This window comes from Flavobacterium plantiphilum (assembly GCF_046000495.1).
GTDB lineage: Bacteria > Bacteroidota > Bacteroidia > Flavobacteriales > Flavobacteriaceae > Flavobacterium > Flavobacterium plantiphilum.
The window spans coordinates 119,842-139,661 of sequence record NZ_JBELQA010000002.1; the positions used below are offsets into that span (position 1 = coordinate 119,842).

The window sequence follows — 19,820 nt, forward strand, 5'->3', positions numbered from 1 at the left end:
GAAATCTTTACTTTAAGACTTTTGACTTTCGACTTTTGACAAAATTCTATTTGTAACTTCTTTGAACTAATTTAATGTTTTCGTAAACCAGAGGTTCTTTGTGTAATACTGCATCACTTGGTTTTCCTTTGTATTCCCAAGCAGCAACATAAGCAAAGTTCTCATCATCACGCAATGCTTCTCCTTCTTCTGTTTGGTATTCCTCACGGAAGTGACCACCACAGGATTCATTACGGTGTAAAGCATCTTTCGCAAACAATTCTCCTAATTCTAAGAAATCGGCAACACGAATTGCTTTTTCTAATTCCTGGTTGAATCCTTTATCAGTTCCGGGAACTCTTACATCTTTATAAAACTCTTCACGTAAAGCAGCGATTTCAACGATAGCCTCGTTTAATCCTTTTTCGTTACGAGCCATACCTACTTTATCCCACATAATTTTACCTAATTTTTTGTGGAAATGGTCTACTGAATGCGTTCCTTTATTATTCATAAATTTAGCAATCAATTCTTTTACATTATTTTCAGCTTCAGCAAATTCAGGTCGATCTGTAGAGATAGGTCCCATTTTGATATCCGGTGCTAAATAATCTCCAATAGTATAAGGCAATACAAAGTATCCATCAGCCAACCCCTGCATTAAAGCAGAAGCTCCTAAACGGTTCGCTCCGTGATCAGAGAAATTAGACTCTCCAATAGAGAAACAACCCGGAATTGTAGTCATCAGATTATAATCAACCCATGTTCCACCCATAGTATAGTGAACCGCTGGGTAAATCATCATTGGCGAAGTATATGGATCCTCATCAACAATTTTATAATACATTTGGAATAAGTTCCCGTATTTACTTCTAACGATATCAGTACCTAATTTAGTTACTAATTGTTTATCGTTTTCATCTAATCCTTTTACGTGAGCTTGCTCTTTCCCGTAACGTTGAATTGCTGCTGCAAAATCCAAGTAAACAGCTTCTCCCGTTTTGTTTACACCAAAACCGGCATCACATCTTTCTTTAGCAGCACGAGATGCTACGTCACGAGGCACTAAGTTACCAAAAGCAGGGTATCTTCTTTCTAAGAAATAATCTCTGTCTGCTTCAGCAATATCAGTTGCTTTTTTCTTGCCTTCACGAATAGCCTGAGCATCTTCAAGTTTTGCAGGAACCCAGATACGTCCGTCATTACGAAGCGATTCAGACATCAACGTTAATTTGGATTGGTGATCTCCTGAAACCGGAATACAGGTTGGATGAATTTGTGTATAACAAGGGTTTGCAAAGAAAGCTCCTTTTTTGTGGATTTTCCATGCTGCAGTAGCATTAGAACCCATTGCATTAGTTGACAAGAAGAAAACGTTTCCGTATCCTCCCGAAGCAATAACAACAGCGTGAGCTGAATGTCTTTCAATTTCACCTGTAATCAGGTTACGGGCGATAATTCCTCTTGCTTTTCCATCAATAATTACTAATTCTAGCATTTCATGACGGTTGTACATTTTAATTTTTCCACGACCAATCTGACGGTTCATTGCCGAATAAGCTCCTAACAATAATTGTTGTCCTGTTTGACCTTGCGCATAAAATGTACGGGAAACCAAAGTTCCTCCAAAAGAACGGTTGTCTAATAATCCACCATATTCACGAGCCAATGGCACCCCTTGAGCCACACACTGGTCAATAATATTTGATGAAACTTCTGCCAAACGGTGTACGTTTGCCTCACGGGCACGGTAATCTCCTCCTTTTACAGTATCGTAGAATAATCTGTAAACTGAGTCACCGTCACCTTTATAATTTTTTGCCGCGTTGATTCCCCCTTGTGCAGCAATAGAGTGCGCACGACGTGGTGAATCTTGGAAACAAAATGCTTTTACGTTATATCCTAATTCTGCTAAAGTAGCAGCTGCAGAACCTCCAGCTAATCCTGTTCCAACAACAATAATATCTAAATTACGTTTGTTAGCCGGGTTTACTAAATTAATATGATCTTTATAATTTGTCCATTTGTCCGCAATTGGACCATTGGGAATTTTTGAATCTAATGCCATTATAATTGAATATTAATGATTGAAATGATGAAATAATGCAATAAATACGAATCCTAAAGGAACGACTACAGAAAACCATAATCCAAAATTCCTCATCCCTTTTGTGTATTTATTATTTGCTCCTACTGATTGAAAAGAAGAACTAAATCCGTGACGTAAGTGTAAAGACAACAATATAAATGACAGGCAATACAAAGCAGTACGCACCGGATCAACAAATTTTTCAGCTAATTCATGAGCATATCTTGTTTCATCAGCCGGATTAAATTCTACATACTTATATATCATTTCCGGAAACCAGAAATCATAAAAGTGCAATGCTAAAAAAGCTAAAATAACAGACCCGGAAATAATCATGTTACGTGATGCCCAACTTGCATTAGCAGCACCATTAAAGCTTGCGTAACCTACAGGTCTTGCTTTTTTGTTTTGAATATCCAATACAAATCCCATGATAAAGTGAAAAACAACACCTACAATAAGAATGGGCTGAATAACAAACTGAACCAAAGGATTCAATCCCATAAAATGAGAAATCGAATTAAAAACATCAGAACTGAAAACTGACATCATATTAATAAAAAAATGCTGTGCTAGAAACAACATCAAAAAAAGTCCTGAAAGGCCCATAGCTGCTTTTTTTGCTATTGACGATTTCAATAATCCAGATTTTGCCATAATATTTTAGAATATAATTTAAAAAGTACACAAAAATAAATCAATTAGTAACGAACTACAACCTTTTCATTCTTATTTAGAAACATTATAAAGTTTTCAACAAAAACAACTTCCCATTCACAAAAACAAAACGACAAACTACTGTATATCAATATTTTAAAAAATTTAAAACATAACTCCACTTAAAAAAATCCTCAAAAACCGATTAATAATTATTATTCAAAAGCCAAAAAAATACATATTTGATAATTTTTACCATACATCCTTTTAAAATCAACAAAAAACACAAAAACATACTATTTTGTGTAGTTAAAAAAACTGCTTTTCCAATAGGGGATTTTATCTTTGCTTCTTCATAAAAAAAGGAACATGAAAACAGGAATCGACGCACTATCTTTTGATGTAGCTAAAATACATTTACCTATAAAAACATTGGCTGAAGCCAGAAACATAGAGACTGAAAAACTGGAAAAGGGATTAGGACTTATTAAAATGACCCTGCCGGACGTGCATCAGGACAGTGTAGTTTTTGCGGCAAACGCTTTAACAAGACTAATTGAAGACCACTCTGTTAATTTAGATGAAATTGCCCGAATTTATGTAGGAACCGAAAGCAGTATCGATAACGCTAAACCTATAGGTTCCTTTCTGGTAGATTTAATGGAACAAAAATTTGGCGAAAATACTTTAGCCGGATGCGACGTTGTCGATTTTACCTTTGCCTGTATCGGTGGGGTAGATGCGATGCAAAACTGCCTTGACTTTATCAAACTAAATCCCGATAAAAAAGCAATTGTTGTCACTACTGATTTTGCTAAATATGATTTAAATTCCACAGGAGAGTATACTCAGGGCGCAGGTGCAACAGCAATGCTAATAACTGTAAATCCCCGAATTATAGCTTTCGAAAACAATTGGGCAACCAACACCAAAGGTGTTTTTGACTTCTTCAAACCGCACAGAACTATTTCTAAAGAAGCGATTACAGGAAATAAAAATAACGAGGTCTGGTTTGATAATCTGGAAGCCGAAATCGAAATCCACAAAGACCAGCCTGTTTTTGACGGACAATATTCGAATCAATGCTATATGGACAGAACCCGAAATGCATATTTTTCATTTAAAAAACTAAAAAATACCTCCGAAACACTTTATAATTCCTGGAGCAGCATCATTATGCACTTGCCTTATGCGTTCCAAGGTCGCAGAATGCTATCTGAAATTTATGCTTTAGATGCCGAAAACTCCATTATTTCGGGTGAAGAAAATCCTGCTGAACACCAGACTAAACTGAAAGAAACCAGCAAAACGCCTGAGTACAAAAATTTTGTAGAAGAGAAATTAGTGCCCGCTGAATTAGCTTCTTCATTAATTGGTAATTTATACACCGGTTCGATTTTTATGGGATTCCTTTCCACTTTAGCTCATTTTTATGATTCAGAAAAAGAAATCGCAGGCAACACTTTTGGATTTCTTGCTTACGGAAGTGGTTCCAAATCGAAAGTATTCGAAGGAATTATTCAGGATCAATGGAAATTAGCGGTATCTGTTGTTAATCTTTTCGAAACCCTGAATAAAAGTTTTGAAATTGATTTTGAAACGTATGAGAAACTGCATAAAAAAGAGCAGAAACAGAGTATCCAAACGCCGAAAAAGGAATGGATACTGGAGCGAATCGAAAACAAAAATCCAAATTTATTAGGTGCACGTTATTATAAATGGATTGATTAAACTTTCATACCTAAACTATCCGGCCGGAGTATTTATTTGCTCCGGCCTTTTTTATAGCAAAACTTTAAGAATTCTAAACCCGTAAGCTTCCCAAAAATTACTAATTTAGATGTTGTAAATCCAGAATCCATACCAATATGAAATATCATCAAATCAGCAACAGCCTTTTTATTAAAAACCGTAAAAAATTTACGGCTCAGATGAAACCTAAAAGTGTTGCTATTTTCAATTCAAACGATGTTTATCCTGTAAGTGCCGACAGTACGTTGCCGTTTGCGCAACATCGAGATATTTTTTATTTAAGCGGAATCGATCAGGAAGAAAGTATTCTGCTGCTTTTTCCTGATGCACCATATGAACATCAGAAAGAAATATTGTTTCTAAAAGAAACCAGTGAATTAATCGCCATTTGGGAAGGTGAAAAACTAACAAAAAAACGTGCTTTTGAAATTTCAGGAATAAAAACCGTACACTGGTTGCAAGATTTCGAAAAAGTATTGGCTGAATTAATGTCTTATTCTGAAATTATTTATATCAATACTAACGAACATTATCGTGCCACAATTGAAACTGAAACCCGCGAAGCCCGATTTGTAAAATGGTGGAAAGAAAAATACCCTGCACATCAGGTAGCCAAAAGCAATCCTATTTTACAAAGGCTGCGTTCCGTAAAGGAAAGCGAAGAAATCGATTTGATTCAGCATGCCTGTAATATTACGGAAAAAGGATTCAGACGAATTCTGGGGTTTGTAAAACCAAATGTGATGGAATACGAAATCGAAGCTGAATTGATTCACGAATTCGTTCGCAATCGTTCCAAAGGCTTTGCCTACACTCCTATTATTGCCTCAGGGAATAATGCCAATGTGTTACATTATATAGAAAACAACCAGCAATGCAAAGCAGGTGATTTGATATTGCTTGACGTTGCTGCCGAATACGGGAATTATTCCAGCGATTTAACCCGTACCATTCCGGTATCGGGACGTTATTCTGACCGACAAAAAGCAGTTTACAATGCCGTTTTAAGAGTAAAAAAAGAAGCTACTAAAATGCTGACTCCGGGAACAAACTGGAAACAATACCACGCAGAAGTAGGCAAAATCATGACTTCGGAATTATTAGGATTGGGACTTTTAGACAAAGCCGATGTACAAAATGAAAATCCTGAATGGCCGGCTTACAAAAAATATTTCATGCACGGTACTTCCCATCATATGGGATTGGACACGCACGATTACGGCATTTTAACCGAACCAATGCAAGCCAACATGGTTTTTACCGTAGAACCGGGAATCTACATTCCGGCCGAAGGTTTTGGGATTCGTATTGAGGACGATGTGGTCATTCAGGAAAAAGGAGAACCTTTCAACCTAATGAAAAACATCCCAATTGAAATCGAAGAAATCGAGAGTTTGATGAATTCCTGATTTAGATAAAAGAAGAAAGAAACAAGAGAAAAGACGGTTTGCAGTAATGTGAACCGTTTTTTTATTGCTCCGGGTTGGTGAAAAATATTTTACTGCAGATTCCAAATCATACTATTAATCTATTATAAAAAATCTGCGACCCGAGCAGTAGCGAAAAGGCGAAGCAATCTGCGGTTGATTTTATTTGCTCATTTTTGGGGCGCATCCCTACGGGTCGGGCTATCCGCTGTATCTTTTATGAATCTCGTTAAAAAACGAGATTCATAATAAGGATGCCGCTGCTATCCCTTGCGTAAATAAGTTCGCTAAAAATTAATTTCCTTTTTTGTAACTTTAACCTTCACTAATCAACAACTACTACAATGCAGGCACACGAAATAGATTACCAGATTTTTGGCGAAGAAATGCAATATGTCGAAATCGAACTCGACCCACAGGAAATAGTCATTGCCGAAGCAGGAAGCTTTATGATGATGGACAACAACATCCGGATGCAAACTATTTTTGGCGATGGTTCTCAGGAACAATCGGGAATTTTTGGCAAACTTTTAAGTGCCGGAAAAAGAGTCCTTACAGGTGAAAGTCTTTTTATGACCGCTTTTATCAATCAAAATTATGGCAAAGCCAAAGTCTCTTTTGCCTCACCTTATCCCGGTAAAATTCTCCCGATTGATTTAACCCAATTCAACGGAAAATTCATTTGCCAGAAAAGTTCGTTTTTATGTGCTGCCAAAGGTGTTGCGGTAGGAATTGAATTTTCAAGAAAATTGGGTCGCGGACTCTTTGGCGGCGAAGGTTTCATCATGCAAAAAATTGAAGGCGACGGAATGGCATTTGTACATTCTGGAGGGACCATGGCCAAGAAAGAATTAAAAGCCGGTGAAATCCTGAAAGTCGACACGGGTTGCATCATAGGATTTACGCAGGAGGTCGATTATGATATAGAATTTATTGGCGGAATTAGAAATTCAGTTTTTGGCGGCGAAGGTTTGTTTTACGCTACACTACGTGGTCCGGGAACGGTGTACATACAATCACTTCCTTTTAGCAGATTGGCCGATAGAATTATAGCTTCTGCACCCAAAGCTGGTGGAAACAGTCGTGATGAAGGCAGTTTACTGGGCGGATTAGGAAATTTATTGGATGGAGACAATCGATTTTAATTTACAACCTGCAAGGTTTTTAGAACCTTGTAGAGAAAAAAAATCAATTTCGAAAACATTCATAAGACAACAAAAACGGAATAAACCAGCCCCGATTGCAGCGACATCCTTTTCTCGTTTTTTAAGAACGAGATAAAAGATAGAGCGAAAAGCGGGAGAAATCATGAATACTACTGGAACTTTCTGCTGCTAAAACACAAAAATCCCTTACTAACTTTTACGTCAGTAAGGGATTTTCAACTTTATTACTTGGTTTTTATTATCCAATTTTAGAAATCTGCACATCTAATGCAAATTTTCCTGTAGCTTCATTTTCGTTGATTAATTCGAAAAGTTCTAAAGCTCTGCGTGCATTTTTCTCTTCTTCTCTTTGCTCCGCTACGTACCACATCATAAAATCTTCTGTAGCATAATCATTTTCAGCTCTGCATTTAGCAATGATTTTATTGATTGCTTTGGTAACCGCAATTTCGTTTTGTAAAGCAATTTCAAATACTTCTCTGAAGGAAGCAAATTCCTGTTGTACTTCGGCAACTGCAGGAGTAATTGCAATTCCGCCCATGTCAGTTATATATTTGAATACTTTTAAAAAGTGTTCGCGCTCTTCTTCTGCCTGTTTGTATAAGTATTCTGCAGTATTTACAAAACCATTTCTGTCTAACCAAGCCGCCATTGCTAAATATTTATTAGAAGCATCGCTCTCAATTTTAGCTTGTAAGTTTAATATTTGTTCAATTCCTTCGGATAACGAAGTGTTTGTTCTTAGTAAATCTTTCATGACTTTTAAATTTAGATAGTAAATTTACAAAAACCTGAAGAAAGAGACTAAATGTACGAGAAATTTGTATTTATTCTAAGTAAAATCAAGCCAGTTCATTAACGGCTAAAATATCGCATAACATGGAATGCAGATTCAAAGTGAATTTAGTTCCATTCAATAATTCTCTAAGCTGAACTATCTCGCAGATATTTAGTTTATGGGAGAAGTTTCTTTTTGTAGTTTCAATCAGCTGTGCATCAGACTGATCAGAAAGATCATAAAGCATATCCAGAATATTAACACTGTTGACTTTTCTTTGAAAAATCAAAAATTCCTGAATTTTATAAGTCGAAAAAGTATCTGCAAAATTAATAATGATACTATTAGTCACATCACACTGGTAACTGTAACCTTTTTCTGTTTCAAATAAAACGTTGGTTGTTAAATCACTTATCTGCTTCATCTTCATAAAATAATTATAGTGCAAATTTATAGAATTAAAATCAATTTTGCTACTAATTAAGACTCATTTAAAATAACAAATATACTATTTAGCGTTAAAATTAAGCACTGCTAAGAATTTGTTTCCAAATGAACTTTGTATTACTATAGATAAAATTTTAATTTTGCCCTAAATAACCGCATCCATTGAAACAAATTCAGTTTAAAAATACCCGCATTTCATATACGGACACCGGCAAGGGAACAGCTGTAGTACTATTACACGGATTTTTAGAAAACAAATCGATGTGGAATGTTTTTGTTTCGGAATTTTCTAAAAAAAACCGCATTATCACCATTGATTTATTGGGTCATGGGGAAACGGAATGTATGGGCTATGTACATTCGATGGAAAAAAATGCGGAGATTGTTCATGCTGTTTTAAACGAATTGCGTATCCGAAAGGCCATTTTTGTGGGACATTCTATGGGAGGTTATGTGGCTCTGGCTTTCGCCGAAATGTATCCGGATTACATCAAAGGACTGGTTTTACTGAATTCCACTTCGCGAGCAGATAGTGAAGAAAGAAAAGCAAACAGGGATCGCGCAATTAAAGCGGTGAAACAATCATTTTCCAATTTCATTTCGCTTTCTATTGCTAATTTATTTAGCGCAGAAAACCGCGAACGATTGAAAGACCAAATAGAATGGGTCAAAAAAGAAGCCTTAAAAACACCCTTACAAGGTATCGTAGCTTCGCTGGAAGGGATGAAAATAAGAATGGACAGGGAAGTGTTACTGCATTTAACCCAATATCCAAAAATGTTGATTCTTGGTCAAAAAGATCCTGTTTTGCCTTACGACGAAACCAGAGATCAAATTGAAGAAACAGCGGTTCAACTGGTTACGTTTCCTGACGGACACATGAGTTCTATTGAAAACGAAGCTGAATTAACTAAGGTTTTATTGGAATTTTTTAAGAAGGTATAATACAACTAATAAATTATACAAATCAGCACAGATTTCTTTCTCTACCTTGTATAATTTCCCTCTTAAGGTTTAATTACTCTTCGTGTACTTTGCGTAAAAACTTTGTGAGCTTTATGGTTAAAAATTAAATCTTTTCTTCAAAAGGAATTTCAGGATTTAAAATTTCCTGTAGTAACAATACAATTTGTTCCAGATAATTGCTCATGATGTCGGCATTAATAATTTGCTGCACTTCTTTTTCTACTTTCAAATTAAAAGGTAAAAATCCTGATTTCAGATTTTTAAACGAAATAATTCCAGCTTCAATGGATTTTCCGGCAGCTTCTTGCTCGTACATGAACGCATAAGCTAAAACCTGAATGATTTTGTCATTTTTAAGTTCCTGAGTGAGACCGTTCCAGATTTTAAGACCCACATTTGCTTTCTCAACTTTTCCGGTTTTATAATCAATAATTCGGATGATGCCGTTGCGTTCTTCAATTCGATCGACATTCCCTTTAATCAATACCGGAAACGGCAAATCAGGATGATTTAAAGTGCGTTCAAATGTTTTCTCTAAAGCGATAATTTTAATTGCATCCCCGGCTTTAATGCATTCTGATTCTACTTTTAAGAAATTAGAAACATTGCGTTTAGCGACTTCAAAAGCCAAAAGATTACGCCCTTTTTTGATTTCGCCTTCTTTGTAAACAATTTTAAACTGTTTTAAAACCTCAGCATCTATCAATTTAAAACAATTGTCAATATCGGCTTCTGAAATAAATTTTCCAATAAATGGTTCGTATAAAACTCTTAAAGTTTCATGTATTATCGTTCCAAGTGTATTCAAAGCGATATTTTCCTCTACCTCTTCCACTTCACGAATACGTAATACTTTCTGGAAATAAAACTGAATTGGATTCCCAATATAACTGGTCAAAGCCGAGGGAGAAAATCCCTCTTGGGCAATTACTTTCAATCGCTCCATTACCGCTGGCGATTTTTCTATGATCATTGGTGTATAAGCTGTTTCCGGCAAAACCGCATTGAATATTTCATGCGACAAATTATGATTGTGTTGTTTTTCAACTTCAAGCTGTGTAATAAATCGGCTTTTTTCACCTGCATCAAGCCCTTCGCTTTCGGTATTGTACAGCAAATAAATATTCTTAGCCCGTTGCAACAAATGGTAAAAATGGTAGGTATAAATAGCATCTTTCTCTTTAAAAGTGGGCAAACCTAATTCTCGCTTTACATCATAAGGAATAAAGGAATTTTGCGATTTACCGGCCGGAAATTTACCTTCATTCATTGACGTTACAATTACGGTATCAAAATCCAGAACACGGCTTTCCAATACACCCATAATTTGCAGACCATTCAACGGTTCTCCTTCAAAAGAAACCTCGGCTAAGTCTATCACTTGCTTATATATAGCATGTAAGGTTTCAATTTTATCAATATGCTGATGCTGTGAATAATAATTAATCAGCTTATTAATCACTTTGAAAATGGTAAAAACAAAGGCTTTGGTAATTTTTTCTTCTTCATTATCATTGCTCAGATTTTCTTTAATAGTCAACAACAGCTTAGAAACAGAGTGTAATACAGCGATAGAACCTGATTCCCATTTTTCGAAAAGCAACAAAAATAAATCACTCGGATTCTGATTAAGTTCGAGTAATTTATGATAACTGACAAATGTGTAATTATTTTTATTGATAACATTTACCAAATCACCGGCTTTAGCATAAGGTTCTACTAAAGGGTGCGTTAAAACATCCAAAACATCTTTATAATACAGCACGTAACTACCGGATTTTCTGGACAATGCATTAGTATGCATTTTAAATAACTTAGCAATCAGAATTTGTGCAGGATTATTTTTACCGGAATATCCCATCGTGATATTCAAAGCACCTACAGTGGAAGGCAAAGAATATAAAAGCGGAACTAATAAATTTTCTTCTCCTAAAACGACAGCCACTTTATCCAGAGTTGCTGTTGGATTCTGCTCAATAATCTCCTCAATAATACTTCCTGAAATTTTAGCCTGACCAATGCTTTTTGGAGTTCCAATAATCTGAATATTTTTTGACTGAGAAAAATCATCCACTATCCATTCAAAAGGATGTTTTTTATAATGCTTCCAGCTTTCTTTAAACCGACGAAGAAACAATCCTGCATCATGATAAGGGTCATTTAAAAAAGTTTTATCGGCATCCCAATAAATTTTGCCTTTATCCAAAGAGATAAGATGCTGGATAATTTTTTCTTCGGAAGCATTCAACGCATTAAATCCGGCGAAAACAAATTGTTTTTGATGAATAGAATTCGAAAAATGATTTAAATTCTCCACAGCTTCACGGTAAATTAATCCCTGATAACCAATTCCTTTTTGAAGTAAATGTGCATAGAAAGACTGATAATATAATGGAAGTAATTTCCAGAAATCAATATATTTTTCCAGTAAAGGAGTTTTATTTTCTACTTCTATCCCCCACTTTTTAATATCTTCAATGTCTTTTAAATAAGATAAAACATGGTTTGCATCTAATAAATAACGATCAATCTCATTAAAATCCTGCAATAATGTTTTCGCCCAATTTGCAAACAATTCAAACGATTGTTGATTGGACTTATCAGTAACAGATAAATAAACTTCATAGAATTCAAATAATAATTCTATTGGGTCAACGGCACGAACTCCTGCAATATCCTGAATAAAATCTTCAATACTAATAATCTGAGGAGCAAGAATGTTATTTGCAACTTGTTTTTTTAATGCTTCAATTAAAAAAATCTTCGCTCTTTTGTTAGGCAGTACAACTACAGTGTTGACTAGTTTATCAGCATATTTTTCTATTAAAACCCGAGCAATTTTATCTAAGAAAGTATTATTTATCATTTGATAAAAATAAAAAAACGCCCCGATAAATCGAGGCGTTTCCTATAAATATTTAGAAAGAAATTATTTGATTAATTTCACTTCTGTTCTTCTGTTTAATGCTTTACCAGCAGCAGTTTTATTAGTTGCAACCGGCATAGTTTCACCATAACCAACTGATTTTAATCTGCTAGAAGAAATTCCTCTGTCTAACAATGCATCTTTAACTGCAGCAGCTCTTGCTTCAGAAAGTTTCTGATTGAATGCATTAGAACCGTCGCTGTCTGTATGACCTTCAATTAAAAACTCAGAGTTAGCATAGTTTTTAAGCAATGCAGCCATAGCATCTAATCTCTTAGGAACGTCAGCATTTTTAAATGTAGATTTTCCTGAGTTAAAGTAGATAAATCTGGCTTGGGATTTTAATTCATCCATAGCTTCAGGAGTTACTTCCGGACAACCATTGTTACTAGCAGGACCAGCAACTTCAGGACATTTATCATCTTTATCAGCTACACCGTCTTTATCAGTATCTGGCCAAGGACAACCTGCATTTTCTTTTGGACCTGCAACATCCGGACATTTGTCATCTTTATCAGCTACACCGTCTTTATCAGCATCCGGACAACCTTTTAAAGAAGCTAATCCAGCAACATTAGGACATTCGTCTTCTGCATCAGTAACTCCGTCACCGTCAGCATCAGGACAACCTTTTAAAGAAGCAATACCTGCAACTTCAGGACAAGCATCTTCTGAGTCGATGATTCCGTCTCCGTCAGTATCAGGACAACCATTGAATTCTTTCAAACCTGCAACTTCAGGACAAGCATCATCTTTATCGTATACTCCATCACCGTCTGTATCTTTTCCACCAAATTTGAAAACGATACCTGCTGTGTGCTGAAAGTGAGAACGAACTAAATCAGAACTTCCATCAAATGCTTTTTTGTATGAAGACCCAAGTGCTAAACCAACATTTTCAGTAAACCAAAAAGTTAAACCTGCACCTGCATTTACAGTACCAAAACTGCTGTCTCCTAAGAAAGTATATCCTCCACCTACGTGTAAGCTTGGATCAATTACTTTAGAATTGATTAATTCCATGAAACTGTATTTCACTTTTCCATCAATTCCGTAATACATTAAATCACCAGGATTAGTAACAACCATCCCTCTTGAATCACTCATTGGATCCATTGGATCAAAAACAACAAGTTTGTCAATTTTGTTAACTGACCCCTGAAGTCCAAAAGAAAAACCACTACCAAGGTAACGGGACACACTTAAATACGACACAGAAGGAAGGATATTCCAGTTGTCTTTCACGTCAAATGGCTGAGAAAAATGTTGTTGGAACCAACCAACATGTTCCGGCCCGGCGCTTGTTCTTGTATCAACGGCATTTACCCCAAATTCTATTGCCCATGGGTTATTGCTGTCCTGCGCGTGAGAACTAATTCCCATCAACATTATAACAGCAACAAAAAGTTTGCTAAGATGTTTCATACTTAAAATTTTTAATTACAATTTAGTTAATTATAAACAAAAGTAACGCGTAATTCTTTAACTACAAAATAGAATGTTAAAAAAAAAACAATTATTCAGGCTATTAACTATCTCAAACGCATACATATTACATAAAAAAAGGACGAAATTTTACAAATCAATAAATTTCAAAAAACAAAGTAGCATTATGCTTACATTAAAAATAGACTATCTCAATTTTTTCACTGATATAGACTAAAGCTTTCTTACTGACTTTTAATCCCATGCCCTCAATGGCAATTTGATAATCTTCTAATTGCTTCTGATACCCTGCATTATGAATTCCGGTCTTATAATCCAGTAAAAAAACTTCTTTATCTTGATTAATTACCATTCGGTCTGGCTTTATTATTCTTCCTTCTTTCTGAATAATAGTCTGCTCATTTAAGACTTCATTCCCTTCAGCAAAGAACAATGCTAATCTTTCCTGATGAACAATATTGCGGATTGTATTACACACTAATTCTCTTTGAGAAAAATTAATTAAGCCGTTTTCAACTGCCTTATCAATAGCCAGATCAATATCTTTTTTTGTTTTTATAAATGACAAAATTTCATGTATCACATTACCATATTCTATTGATTCCTGCTGATGTGTTCCCCACATAAGAGCTTCTCTCTGAGCAATTTTTATATTTTTAGGATTCAATGTATGCATAACATTTTTTATTGTTTTCGAAGTATCAGCATATTTGGATTCTGAAGAAATTTTCTTTTTATCTCCAAACTCATACTCCGATATTTCTTCCTGAAACAGCCCTTTATTTTCTAAATAATTAATAAAAAAAGCAGACATATCATTAGATTTTACTTCTCCTTTGGCTGTCAGGTTTTTATTTGAGATTACAAACAATTGCTCCTCGGCACGTGTCAATGCCACATACAACACATTAATATTATCTAATAATTCTTCTTGTTTTTTCTGACTGTATACCGATTTTGCTTCTTTACCAAAACCCTCCACAGCACTACTATTATCAATCAAAGCTTTAGGCATCCCTAAGTCCATTTCCTGAGCATCCAGCCAAAGTTTGTCTTTTGGTTTTCTGCTGTAATCTTCTTCTGCAAAGGGCATAATTACCACCGGAAACTCCAAACCTTTTGATTTATGTATGGTCATAATTCGCACTGCATTATTTCCTTCAGGCGACGGAATACTGTATTTAGCACCATTTTTATCCCAAAAATCAAGAAAGTCAGCTATTCCTGCCTGATTTCGCACGTCACGTTCCAGTACTATATCTAAGAAATACTGAATATACGCATTGCCTATTTGACTGGTATCCGAAAGGAATTTAGACACAATAATCTCCACCGCTTCGTATAAAGACTTTTTTCGAATGTTCTGAAACGAAAGCGAAATGTCAAAACTCAACAACCACTGTTCAAAATCGTTTTCTTGTTTTTGCTCCATTCCTTGGGCTATAAAATCATGAACCGCTAATTGGTCCTGAATATGTACCGCAACATAATGCAAAAAATAAGCTTTTGATTCTAAATCGGCATTGTTTTTAAGGTATTTCAAAAGACAAATGATTAGGCGAACTTCGGTTGCGTTTTGAATCATTAATGTTTCTGATGACAACAAAGGAATTCCCTGCTCAGTCAAATAATTAGCCACTGCAATTCCCTGATCTCTTTTACGTGTCAGAATCACAATATCTTTGTATTCAAAACCTTCTTGTAAAACTTTCTGAATGGTATTTAAAGTGGCTAAAACATACAATTCCGTTTTATCCAATGCTTCTTTGTCTGCTTCTGCAGCTTCTATTTTAGGGATAAAAGAAATATTTACATAACCTCCTTTTTTGGAATTGAAATGTTGGTGACTGTGATTTTCATATAAATCTTTGTAATCTGCATTTTCGAATTCAGCTGAAATTAATTTAAAAAAATCATTATTGAATTCGATTACTTCGGAATACGAACGATAATTGGTATCTAAATGCTCAATATTTTTATCCGGATTATTAAACGGATTCTTGTCTTTACTTAGTTCGATAAACTGCTCTGCTTTTCCTCCACGCCATCGATAAATAGATTGTTTGGGATCGCCCACAATCATTAATGTTCCTTTGTTTCCATAATCGTCCTGACCGGAAAGTGCATTATCAATAAGCGGAATCAGGTTTTGCCATTGCATCTCTGAAGTATCCTGAAATTCGTCAATAAAAAAGTGACGGTATCTTTCTCCCAATCGTTCATATATAAAAGGAGCAGGCTGATTTTGAATTTCGCGATGAATTATGGCATTAAATTCCGAAATAGAAAGCACATTTTGCTCTTCCTGAATTTTAGCCAATTCATTACTTACGGTATTCAGTAACGAAAGCGGGGTAATATTTTTTAGAAAAGCTTTATAGAAATTTACTTTTTCATTATTCACATAAACTTTTTCAAGTAACAAAAGTAACTCAGGAATAATTTGTTCAATTAAAAACTGATCTTTAGCCCCCTTTTTAATTTTTATTGATTCAAAAGTTTCAAATTTATGATTACTTTGCTTCACATCATTTTTAGCAATAAAATCTAAATGCTTTGGAAATGTTCCATAAGGAAACGATTTTAAATCGATTCCGTTATTTTCAATTTGTAATAAAGCATTTTCAGCCAAAGTCGCATTTTCTTTTTCTAATTCTTTAGAAACTGCAATTAACTTCTTTTTTATTTCAACAAATTCAGCGATGGATTTATCATGAAATTGTATAATTTCATTTCGATTATTTTCATTTAGAACCAATTTTCCGGTTTCCAGAATTTCTCTGGAAATATCCCAGGATTTATCATCATCGGTTTTTTCCATTGTAAAATCAATGAGTAATCTGGTCAGGGTTTCATCTTCACCAGCCTGAGCAATAATCGCATCAATGGCTTCTGTTAATAAATTTTCGGTGTCCAGAGTGACTTCGAAAGTCATTGGTAAATTTAAATCGTGCGCAAAAGCACGAATGACCTTATGTGTAAATTTATCAATGGTTGAAATATCAAAAGCGGCATAATTATGAATAATATGCTTGATAATTTGCTGCGATTTGATTTTAATTTGAACAAGAGATAATTTAGTTTCCCAATCTTTAGTATCATGAACTAAATCCAGCATTAAATCCAGTGCTTTTTTAGAAGGCTCATCCTTAGCAAATTCAGATAAACTCCCCACAATCCGGCTTTTCATTTCGTGCACCGCTTTATTGGTAAAAGTGATAGCTAAAATATTACGATAGGCATCATTTTTTGGAGAAGTAAGAATGATTTTTAAATATTCTTTGACCAGAGTATAGGTTTTACCGGAACCTGCTGATGCGTCGTAAATTGAAAAAGAGTGTCTTTGCATTTTGGATTTTGGTTGCTGATTAACGATTTTTTAATTTTAGAATGAAACTACTAACTTTAAATATGCCCTAGCCCCGATAGCAGTGAAAATCCTTTTCCTGTCTCTTTTTTTGAGACAGGAAAAGATTGAAACGAATAGCGGGAAACAGCTCCTGAAAATCAGAAATTATAAAATTGCTTATTTAATCTTTAAAAGTAGTATTTTTGCACTATGGAAACAAACAGACAGAAAAAAATAGGCGGAGTTATCCAAAAAGATTTGGTGGATATTCTGCAAGGTGAAGTGAGAAAAAATGGCGTTAGCAATTTGGTTATTTCGGTATCCAAAGTTTCGGTAACATCCGATTTATCTGTGGCTACAGTATATTTGAGTATTTTTCCACAGGAAAAAGCACAGGAAACATTAGAAGGAATAAAATCCAATACTCCATTGATTAAGCATGACTTAGCACAAAGAGTACGTAAGCAATTGCGCAGAGTTCCTAATTTAGTTTTCTTCATAGATGACTCATTGGATTATATAGAAAAAATAGATAATGCCTTGAAAAATCAGGAAAATCCAATTGAAAACAGAGATTTATTAGACAAAAGAAGACAATTTTAAGCATTTGAATTTTCCGCTATACATAGCCAAACGTTACATTCGTAGCAATAGTAAAAATAATGCCATCAACATTATTAATCGCATTGCGAGTATGGGAATTATTGTGGGCGCCCTAGCATTGTTTGTGGTACTGTCGGTTTTTAGCGGACTAAAGGTTTTTAGTCTTTCATTTAGTAATGACATCGACCCCGATTTAAAAATTTCGGGCACTATAGGAAAGTCTTTTTTTGTAACTCCTGAGCAAGAGGCTCAGATTAAGAAAATTGAAGGCATAGTTTCTTATTCAAAAGTTATTGAAGAACGTGTTTTATTTACTTTTGACGACAAACAGGAAGTAACCTACTTAAAAGGTGTTGACCCGAACTACAGCATAGTAAACAACACCAAAAAAATCATTTATAACGGACAATGGCTTGAAGAAAATACCTATCAGGTGGTTGTAGGCTTTGGTCTGGTTCAAAAATTATCTTTAGGTCTGATGGATTTCAATAAGCATTTGGAAGTTTTAGTTCCAAAAGCAGGAAAAGGCACTATTGAAAATGCAGAACAAGCTTTTAATAAACAGGAAATTTTTCCCGTAGGGATTTACGCCATCAATGAGGATTTAGATTCTAAATATGTTTTTGCCGACTTAGGTTTGGCGCAAGAATTATTAGAATACAAAAGTAATCAGATTTCAGGTATTGAATTAAAAGAAAAACCCAATGCCGACGAAAATGTTATTATTCAAAAACTGAACAGTATTTTCAAAGGAAAAGTAACAATAAAAAACAGAGCGCAACTTAATGAATCGCTCTACAAAATGCTCAATACAGAAAATATTGCGGTTTATCTGATATTTACTTTAGTTATTGTAGTGGCTCTTTTTAACTTAATTGGCGCCTTAATTATGATGGTTTTAGACAAAAAAAGCAATTTGAGAACCTTATTTAATTTAGGTGTCGAAATTAAAAACCTGCGTAAAATATTTTTGCTTCAAGGTACTTTATTAAGCTTTTTTGGCGGACTTATAGGACTCGCATTAGGAATTATAATTGTACTCATACAACAACAATTTCAGCTTATTATGATTACACCAACATTAGCCTATCCCGTAGTTTTTTCGATAGAAAATGTGGTGATTGTAATGGCAACAATCGTTTTTCTTGGCTTTATCGCTTCATTAATTGCCAGTAGCCGTGTGAGTAAAAAGTTGTTGGAGTAAATCTCAAATACTATTTTATCATTTTTTTATACTACTTCATACCCTGAATAAGCATCCTGAATCTCATCCAAAACGGCGAACAATTCTTCCGGATGATCCAGAGTCACCAGTTTTTGCTTATATGGTTTAAAAGAATGGATTCCTTTGAAGTAATTGGTATAATGCGGACGGGTTTCTACAATTCCTAATCGTTCGCCTTTCCAGTCCATAGCCCAAGTTAAGTGATTACGCACTGCTTCTACTCTATCGGTCACAGTAGGTTTTGCCAGATGTTCCCCTGTTTTAAAATAATGTTTGATTTCGTTAAAAATCCATGGATAGCCAATAGCGGCACGACCAATCATGATTCCGTCAATACCGTATTCATTTTTATACTGCAATGCTTTTTCAGGAGAATCAATATCTCCGTTTCCAAAAACAGGCATCGTGATTCGCGGATTATTTTTCACTCTGGCAATGTGTGACCAGTCCGAATGGCCTTTGTACATTTGGGCACGAGTCCGGGCATGAATGCTCAATGCAGCTACCCCAATGTCCTGCAAACGCTCGGCAACCTCATCGATGTTAATAGAATTGTCATCCCATCCCAAACGGGTTTTTACCGTTACCGGTAAATGTGTACTATCAATAACTGCCTTCGTTAAACGAATCATCAAATCGACATCTTTTAAAACTCCTGCTCCAGCGCCTTTGCAAACCACTTTCTTTACAGGACAACCAAAATTAATATCAATTAAATCCGGATTTATCGTCGAAACAATTTTAGATGAAAGTGCCATAGCTTCTTCATCTCCACCAAAAATCTGAATTCCCACTGGTCTTTCGTAATCAAAAATATCCAGTTTCATTCGGCTTTTGATAGCATCACGAATTAGACCTTCAGAAGAAATAAACTCGGAATACATCATATCCGCTCCGTGCATTTTGCATAAACGGCGGAATGGCGGATCACTTACGTCCTCCATTGGAGCCAGTAATAATGGAAAATCGGGTAATTCTATGTTGCCTATCTTTATCATCTTCTGAAATTT

At 35.1% G+C, this 19,820-nt stretch carries 14 protein-coding genes; 6 read left to right on the forward strand and 8 right to left on the reverse strand.

Annotation, left to right across the window (positions count from 1 at the left end; genetic code table 11):
* Positions 1 to 46 precede the first annotated feature (46 nt).
* Both ABS764_RS03280 and ABS764_RS03285 read right to left on the reverse strand, forming a co-directional pair.
* On the reverse strand, positions 47 to 2,047 hold the full coding sequence (locus ABS764_RS03280) for a fumarate reductase/succinate dehydrogenase flavoprotein subunit (protein WP_408079940.1): 2,001 nt from the start codon (positions 2,045 to 2,047) through the stop codon (positions 47 to 49).
* 12 nt (positions 2,048 to 2,059) lie between these two features.
* A complete protein-coding gene (locus ABS764_RS03285) occupies positions 2,060 to 2,725 on the reverse strand; it encodes a succinate dehydrogenase cytochrome b subunit (RefSeq protein WP_408079942.1) in 666 nt (221 codons plus the stop codon).
* Positions 2,726 to 3,094: 369 nt separating this feature from the next.
* Between ABS764_RS03285 and ABS764_RS03290 the strand changes: the two genes are divergently transcribed.
* From ABS764_RS03290 to ABS764_RS03300, 3 genes are all read left to right on the forward strand, one after another.
* Entirely contained in the window at positions 3,095 to 4,456 is a 1,362-nt protein-coding gene (locus tag ABS764_RS03290) for a hydroxymethylglutaryl-CoA synthase family protein (RefSeq protein WP_408079944.1), read from the forward strand.
* Between the two features lie 137 nt (positions 4,457 to 4,593).
* Positions 4,594 to 5,886 (forward strand): aminopeptidase P family protein, encoded by a 1,293-nt coding sequence (locus ABS764_RS03295; RefSeq protein ID WP_408079946.1) that lies wholly within the window; start codon positions 4,594 to 4,596, stop codon positions 5,884 to 5,886.
* 362 nt (positions 5,887 to 6,248) lie between these two features.
* Positions 6,249 to 7,049 carry a TIGR00266 family protein gene (locus tag ABS764_RS03300; protein WP_408079948.1) on the forward strand — a complete coding sequence of 267 codons (801 nt, stop codon included), beginning with the start codon at positions 6,249 to 6,251 and terminating at the stop codon, positions 7,047 to 7,049.
* 259 nt (positions 7,050 to 7,308) lie between these two features.
* On the opposite strand, the gene ABS764_RS03305 is transcribed toward ABS764_RS03300, so the two are convergent.
* Both ABS764_RS03305 and ABS764_RS03310 read right to left on the reverse strand, forming a co-directional pair.
* Positions 7,309 to 7,827, reverse strand: a complete 519-nt coding sequence (locus ABS764_RS03305) for a ferritin (protein WP_408079950.1) — start codon at positions 7,825 to 7,827, stop codon at positions 7,309 to 7,311.
* A gap of 85 nt (positions 7,828 to 7,912) precedes the next feature.
* Positions 7,913 to 8,272 carry a hypothetical protein gene (locus ABS764_RS03310; RefSeq protein ID WP_408079952.1) on the reverse strand — a complete coding sequence of 120 codons (360 nt, stop codon included), beginning with the start codon at positions 8,270 to 8,272 and terminating at the stop codon, positions 7,913 to 7,915.
* A 185-nt stretch (positions 8,273 to 8,457) separates the two neighbouring features.
* Here ABS764_RS03310 and ABS764_RS03315 point away from each other — a divergent pair, with 185 nt between their 5' ends.
* A complete protein-coding gene (locus ABS764_RS03315) occupies positions 8,458 to 9,240 on the forward strand; it encodes an alpha/beta fold hydrolase (RefSeq protein ID WP_408079954.1) in 783 nt (260 codons plus the stop codon).
* 124 nt (positions 9,241 to 9,364) lie between these two features.
* On the opposite strand, the gene ABS764_RS03320 is transcribed toward ABS764_RS03315, so the two are convergent.
* From ABS764_RS03320 to ABS764_RS03330, 3 genes are all read right to left on the reverse strand, one after another.
* Positions 9,365 to 12,127: a PD-(D/E)XK nuclease family protein gene (locus tag ABS764_RS03320; RefSeq protein ID WP_408079956.1), complete on the reverse strand. Its 2,763-nt coding sequence runs from the start codon at positions 12,125 to 12,127 to the stop codon at positions 9,365 to 9,367.
* A gap of 63 nt (positions 12,128 to 12,190) precedes the next feature.
* Positions 12,191 to 13,612 carry an OmpA family protein gene (locus tag ABS764_RS03325; RefSeq protein ID WP_408079958.1) on the reverse strand — a complete coding sequence of 474 codons (1,422 nt, stop codon included), beginning with the start codon at positions 13,610 to 13,612 and terminating at the stop codon, positions 12,191 to 12,193.
* Between the two features lie 196 nt (positions 13,613 to 13,808).
* Complete coding sequence (locus tag ABS764_RS03330; RefSeq protein WP_408079960.1) at positions 13,809 to 16,982, reverse strand: UvrD-helicase domain-containing protein; 3,174 nt, start codon at positions 16,980 to 16,982, stop codon at positions 13,809 to 13,811.
* Positions 16,983 to 17,192: 210 nt separating this feature from the next.
* Between ABS764_RS03330 and rbfA the strand changes: the two genes are divergently transcribed.
* Entirely contained in the window at positions 17,193 to 17,585 is a 393-nt protein-coding gene (gene rbfA / locus ABS764_RS03335) for a 30S ribosome-binding factor RbfA (protein WP_408079962.1), read from the forward strand.
* A 4-nt stretch (positions 17,586 to 17,589) separates the two neighbouring features.
* Positions 17,590 to 18,789, forward strand: a complete 1,200-nt coding sequence (locus ABS764_RS03340; RefSeq protein ID WP_408079964.1) for an ABC transporter permease — start codon at positions 17,590 to 17,592, stop codon at positions 18,787 to 18,789.
* 26 nt (positions 18,790 to 18,815) lie between these two features.
* Here the strand turns inward: ABS764_RS03340 and dusB are convergent, their stop codons facing one another.
* Positions 18,816 to 19,808, reverse strand: a complete 993-nt coding sequence (gene dusB, locus ABS764_RS03345; protein WP_408079966.1) for a tRNA dihydrouridine synthase DusB — start codon at positions 19,806 to 19,808, stop codon at positions 18,816 to 18,818.
* Between the last annotated feature and the right edge of the window lie 12 nt (positions 19,809 to 19,820).

Excerpts from the sequence above, each read along its gene's own strand:
- ABS764_RS03295 (WP_408079946.1), top strand. The coding sequence starts at position 4,594 with ATGAAATATCATCAAATCAGCAACAGCCTTTTTATTAAAAACCGTAAA.
- ABS764_RS03320 (WP_408079956.1), bottom strand. The coding sequence starts at position 12,127 with ATGATAAATAATACTTTCTTAGATAAAATTGCTCGGGTTTTAATAGAA.
- dusB (WP_408079966.1), bottom strand. The coding sequence starts at position 19,808 with ATGATAAAGATAGGCAACATAGAATTACCCGATTTTCCATTATTACTG.
- ABS764_RS03280 (WP_408079940.1), bottom strand. The coding sequence starts at position 2,047 with ATGGCATTAGATTCAAAAATTCCCAATGGTCCAATTGCGGACAAATGG.
- ABS764_RS03300 (WP_408079948.1), top strand. The coding sequence starts at position 6,249 with ATGCAGGCACACGAAATAGATTACCAGATTTTTGGCGAAGAAATGCAA.
- rbfA (WP_408079962.1), top strand. The coding sequence starts at position 17,193 with ATGGAAACAAACAGACAGAAAAAAATAGGCGGAGTTATCCAAAAAGAT.
- ABS764_RS03325 (WP_408079958.1), bottom strand. The coding sequence starts at position 13,612 with ATGAAACATCTTAGCAAACTTTTTGTTGCTGTTATAATGTTGATGGGA.
- ABS764_RS03310 (WP_408079952.1), bottom strand. The coding sequence starts at position 8,272 with ATGAAGCAGATAAGTGATTTAACAACCAACGTTTTATTTGAAACAGAA.
- ABS764_RS03305 (WP_408079950.1), bottom strand. The coding sequence starts at position 7,827 with ATGAAAGATTTACTAAGAACAAACACTTCGTTATCCGAAGGAATTGAA.
- ABS764_RS03330 (WP_408079960.1), bottom strand. The coding sequence starts at position 16,982 with ATGCAAAGACACTCTTTTTCAATTTACGACGCATCAGCAGGTTCCGGT.
- ABS764_RS03290 (WP_408079944.1), top strand. The coding sequence starts at position 3,095 with ATGAAAACAGGAATCGACGCACTATCTTTTGATGTAGCTAAAATACAT.
- ABS764_RS03285 (WP_408079942.1), bottom strand. The coding sequence starts at position 2,725 with ATGGCAAAATCTGGATTATTGAAATCGTCAATAGCAAAAAAAGCAGCT.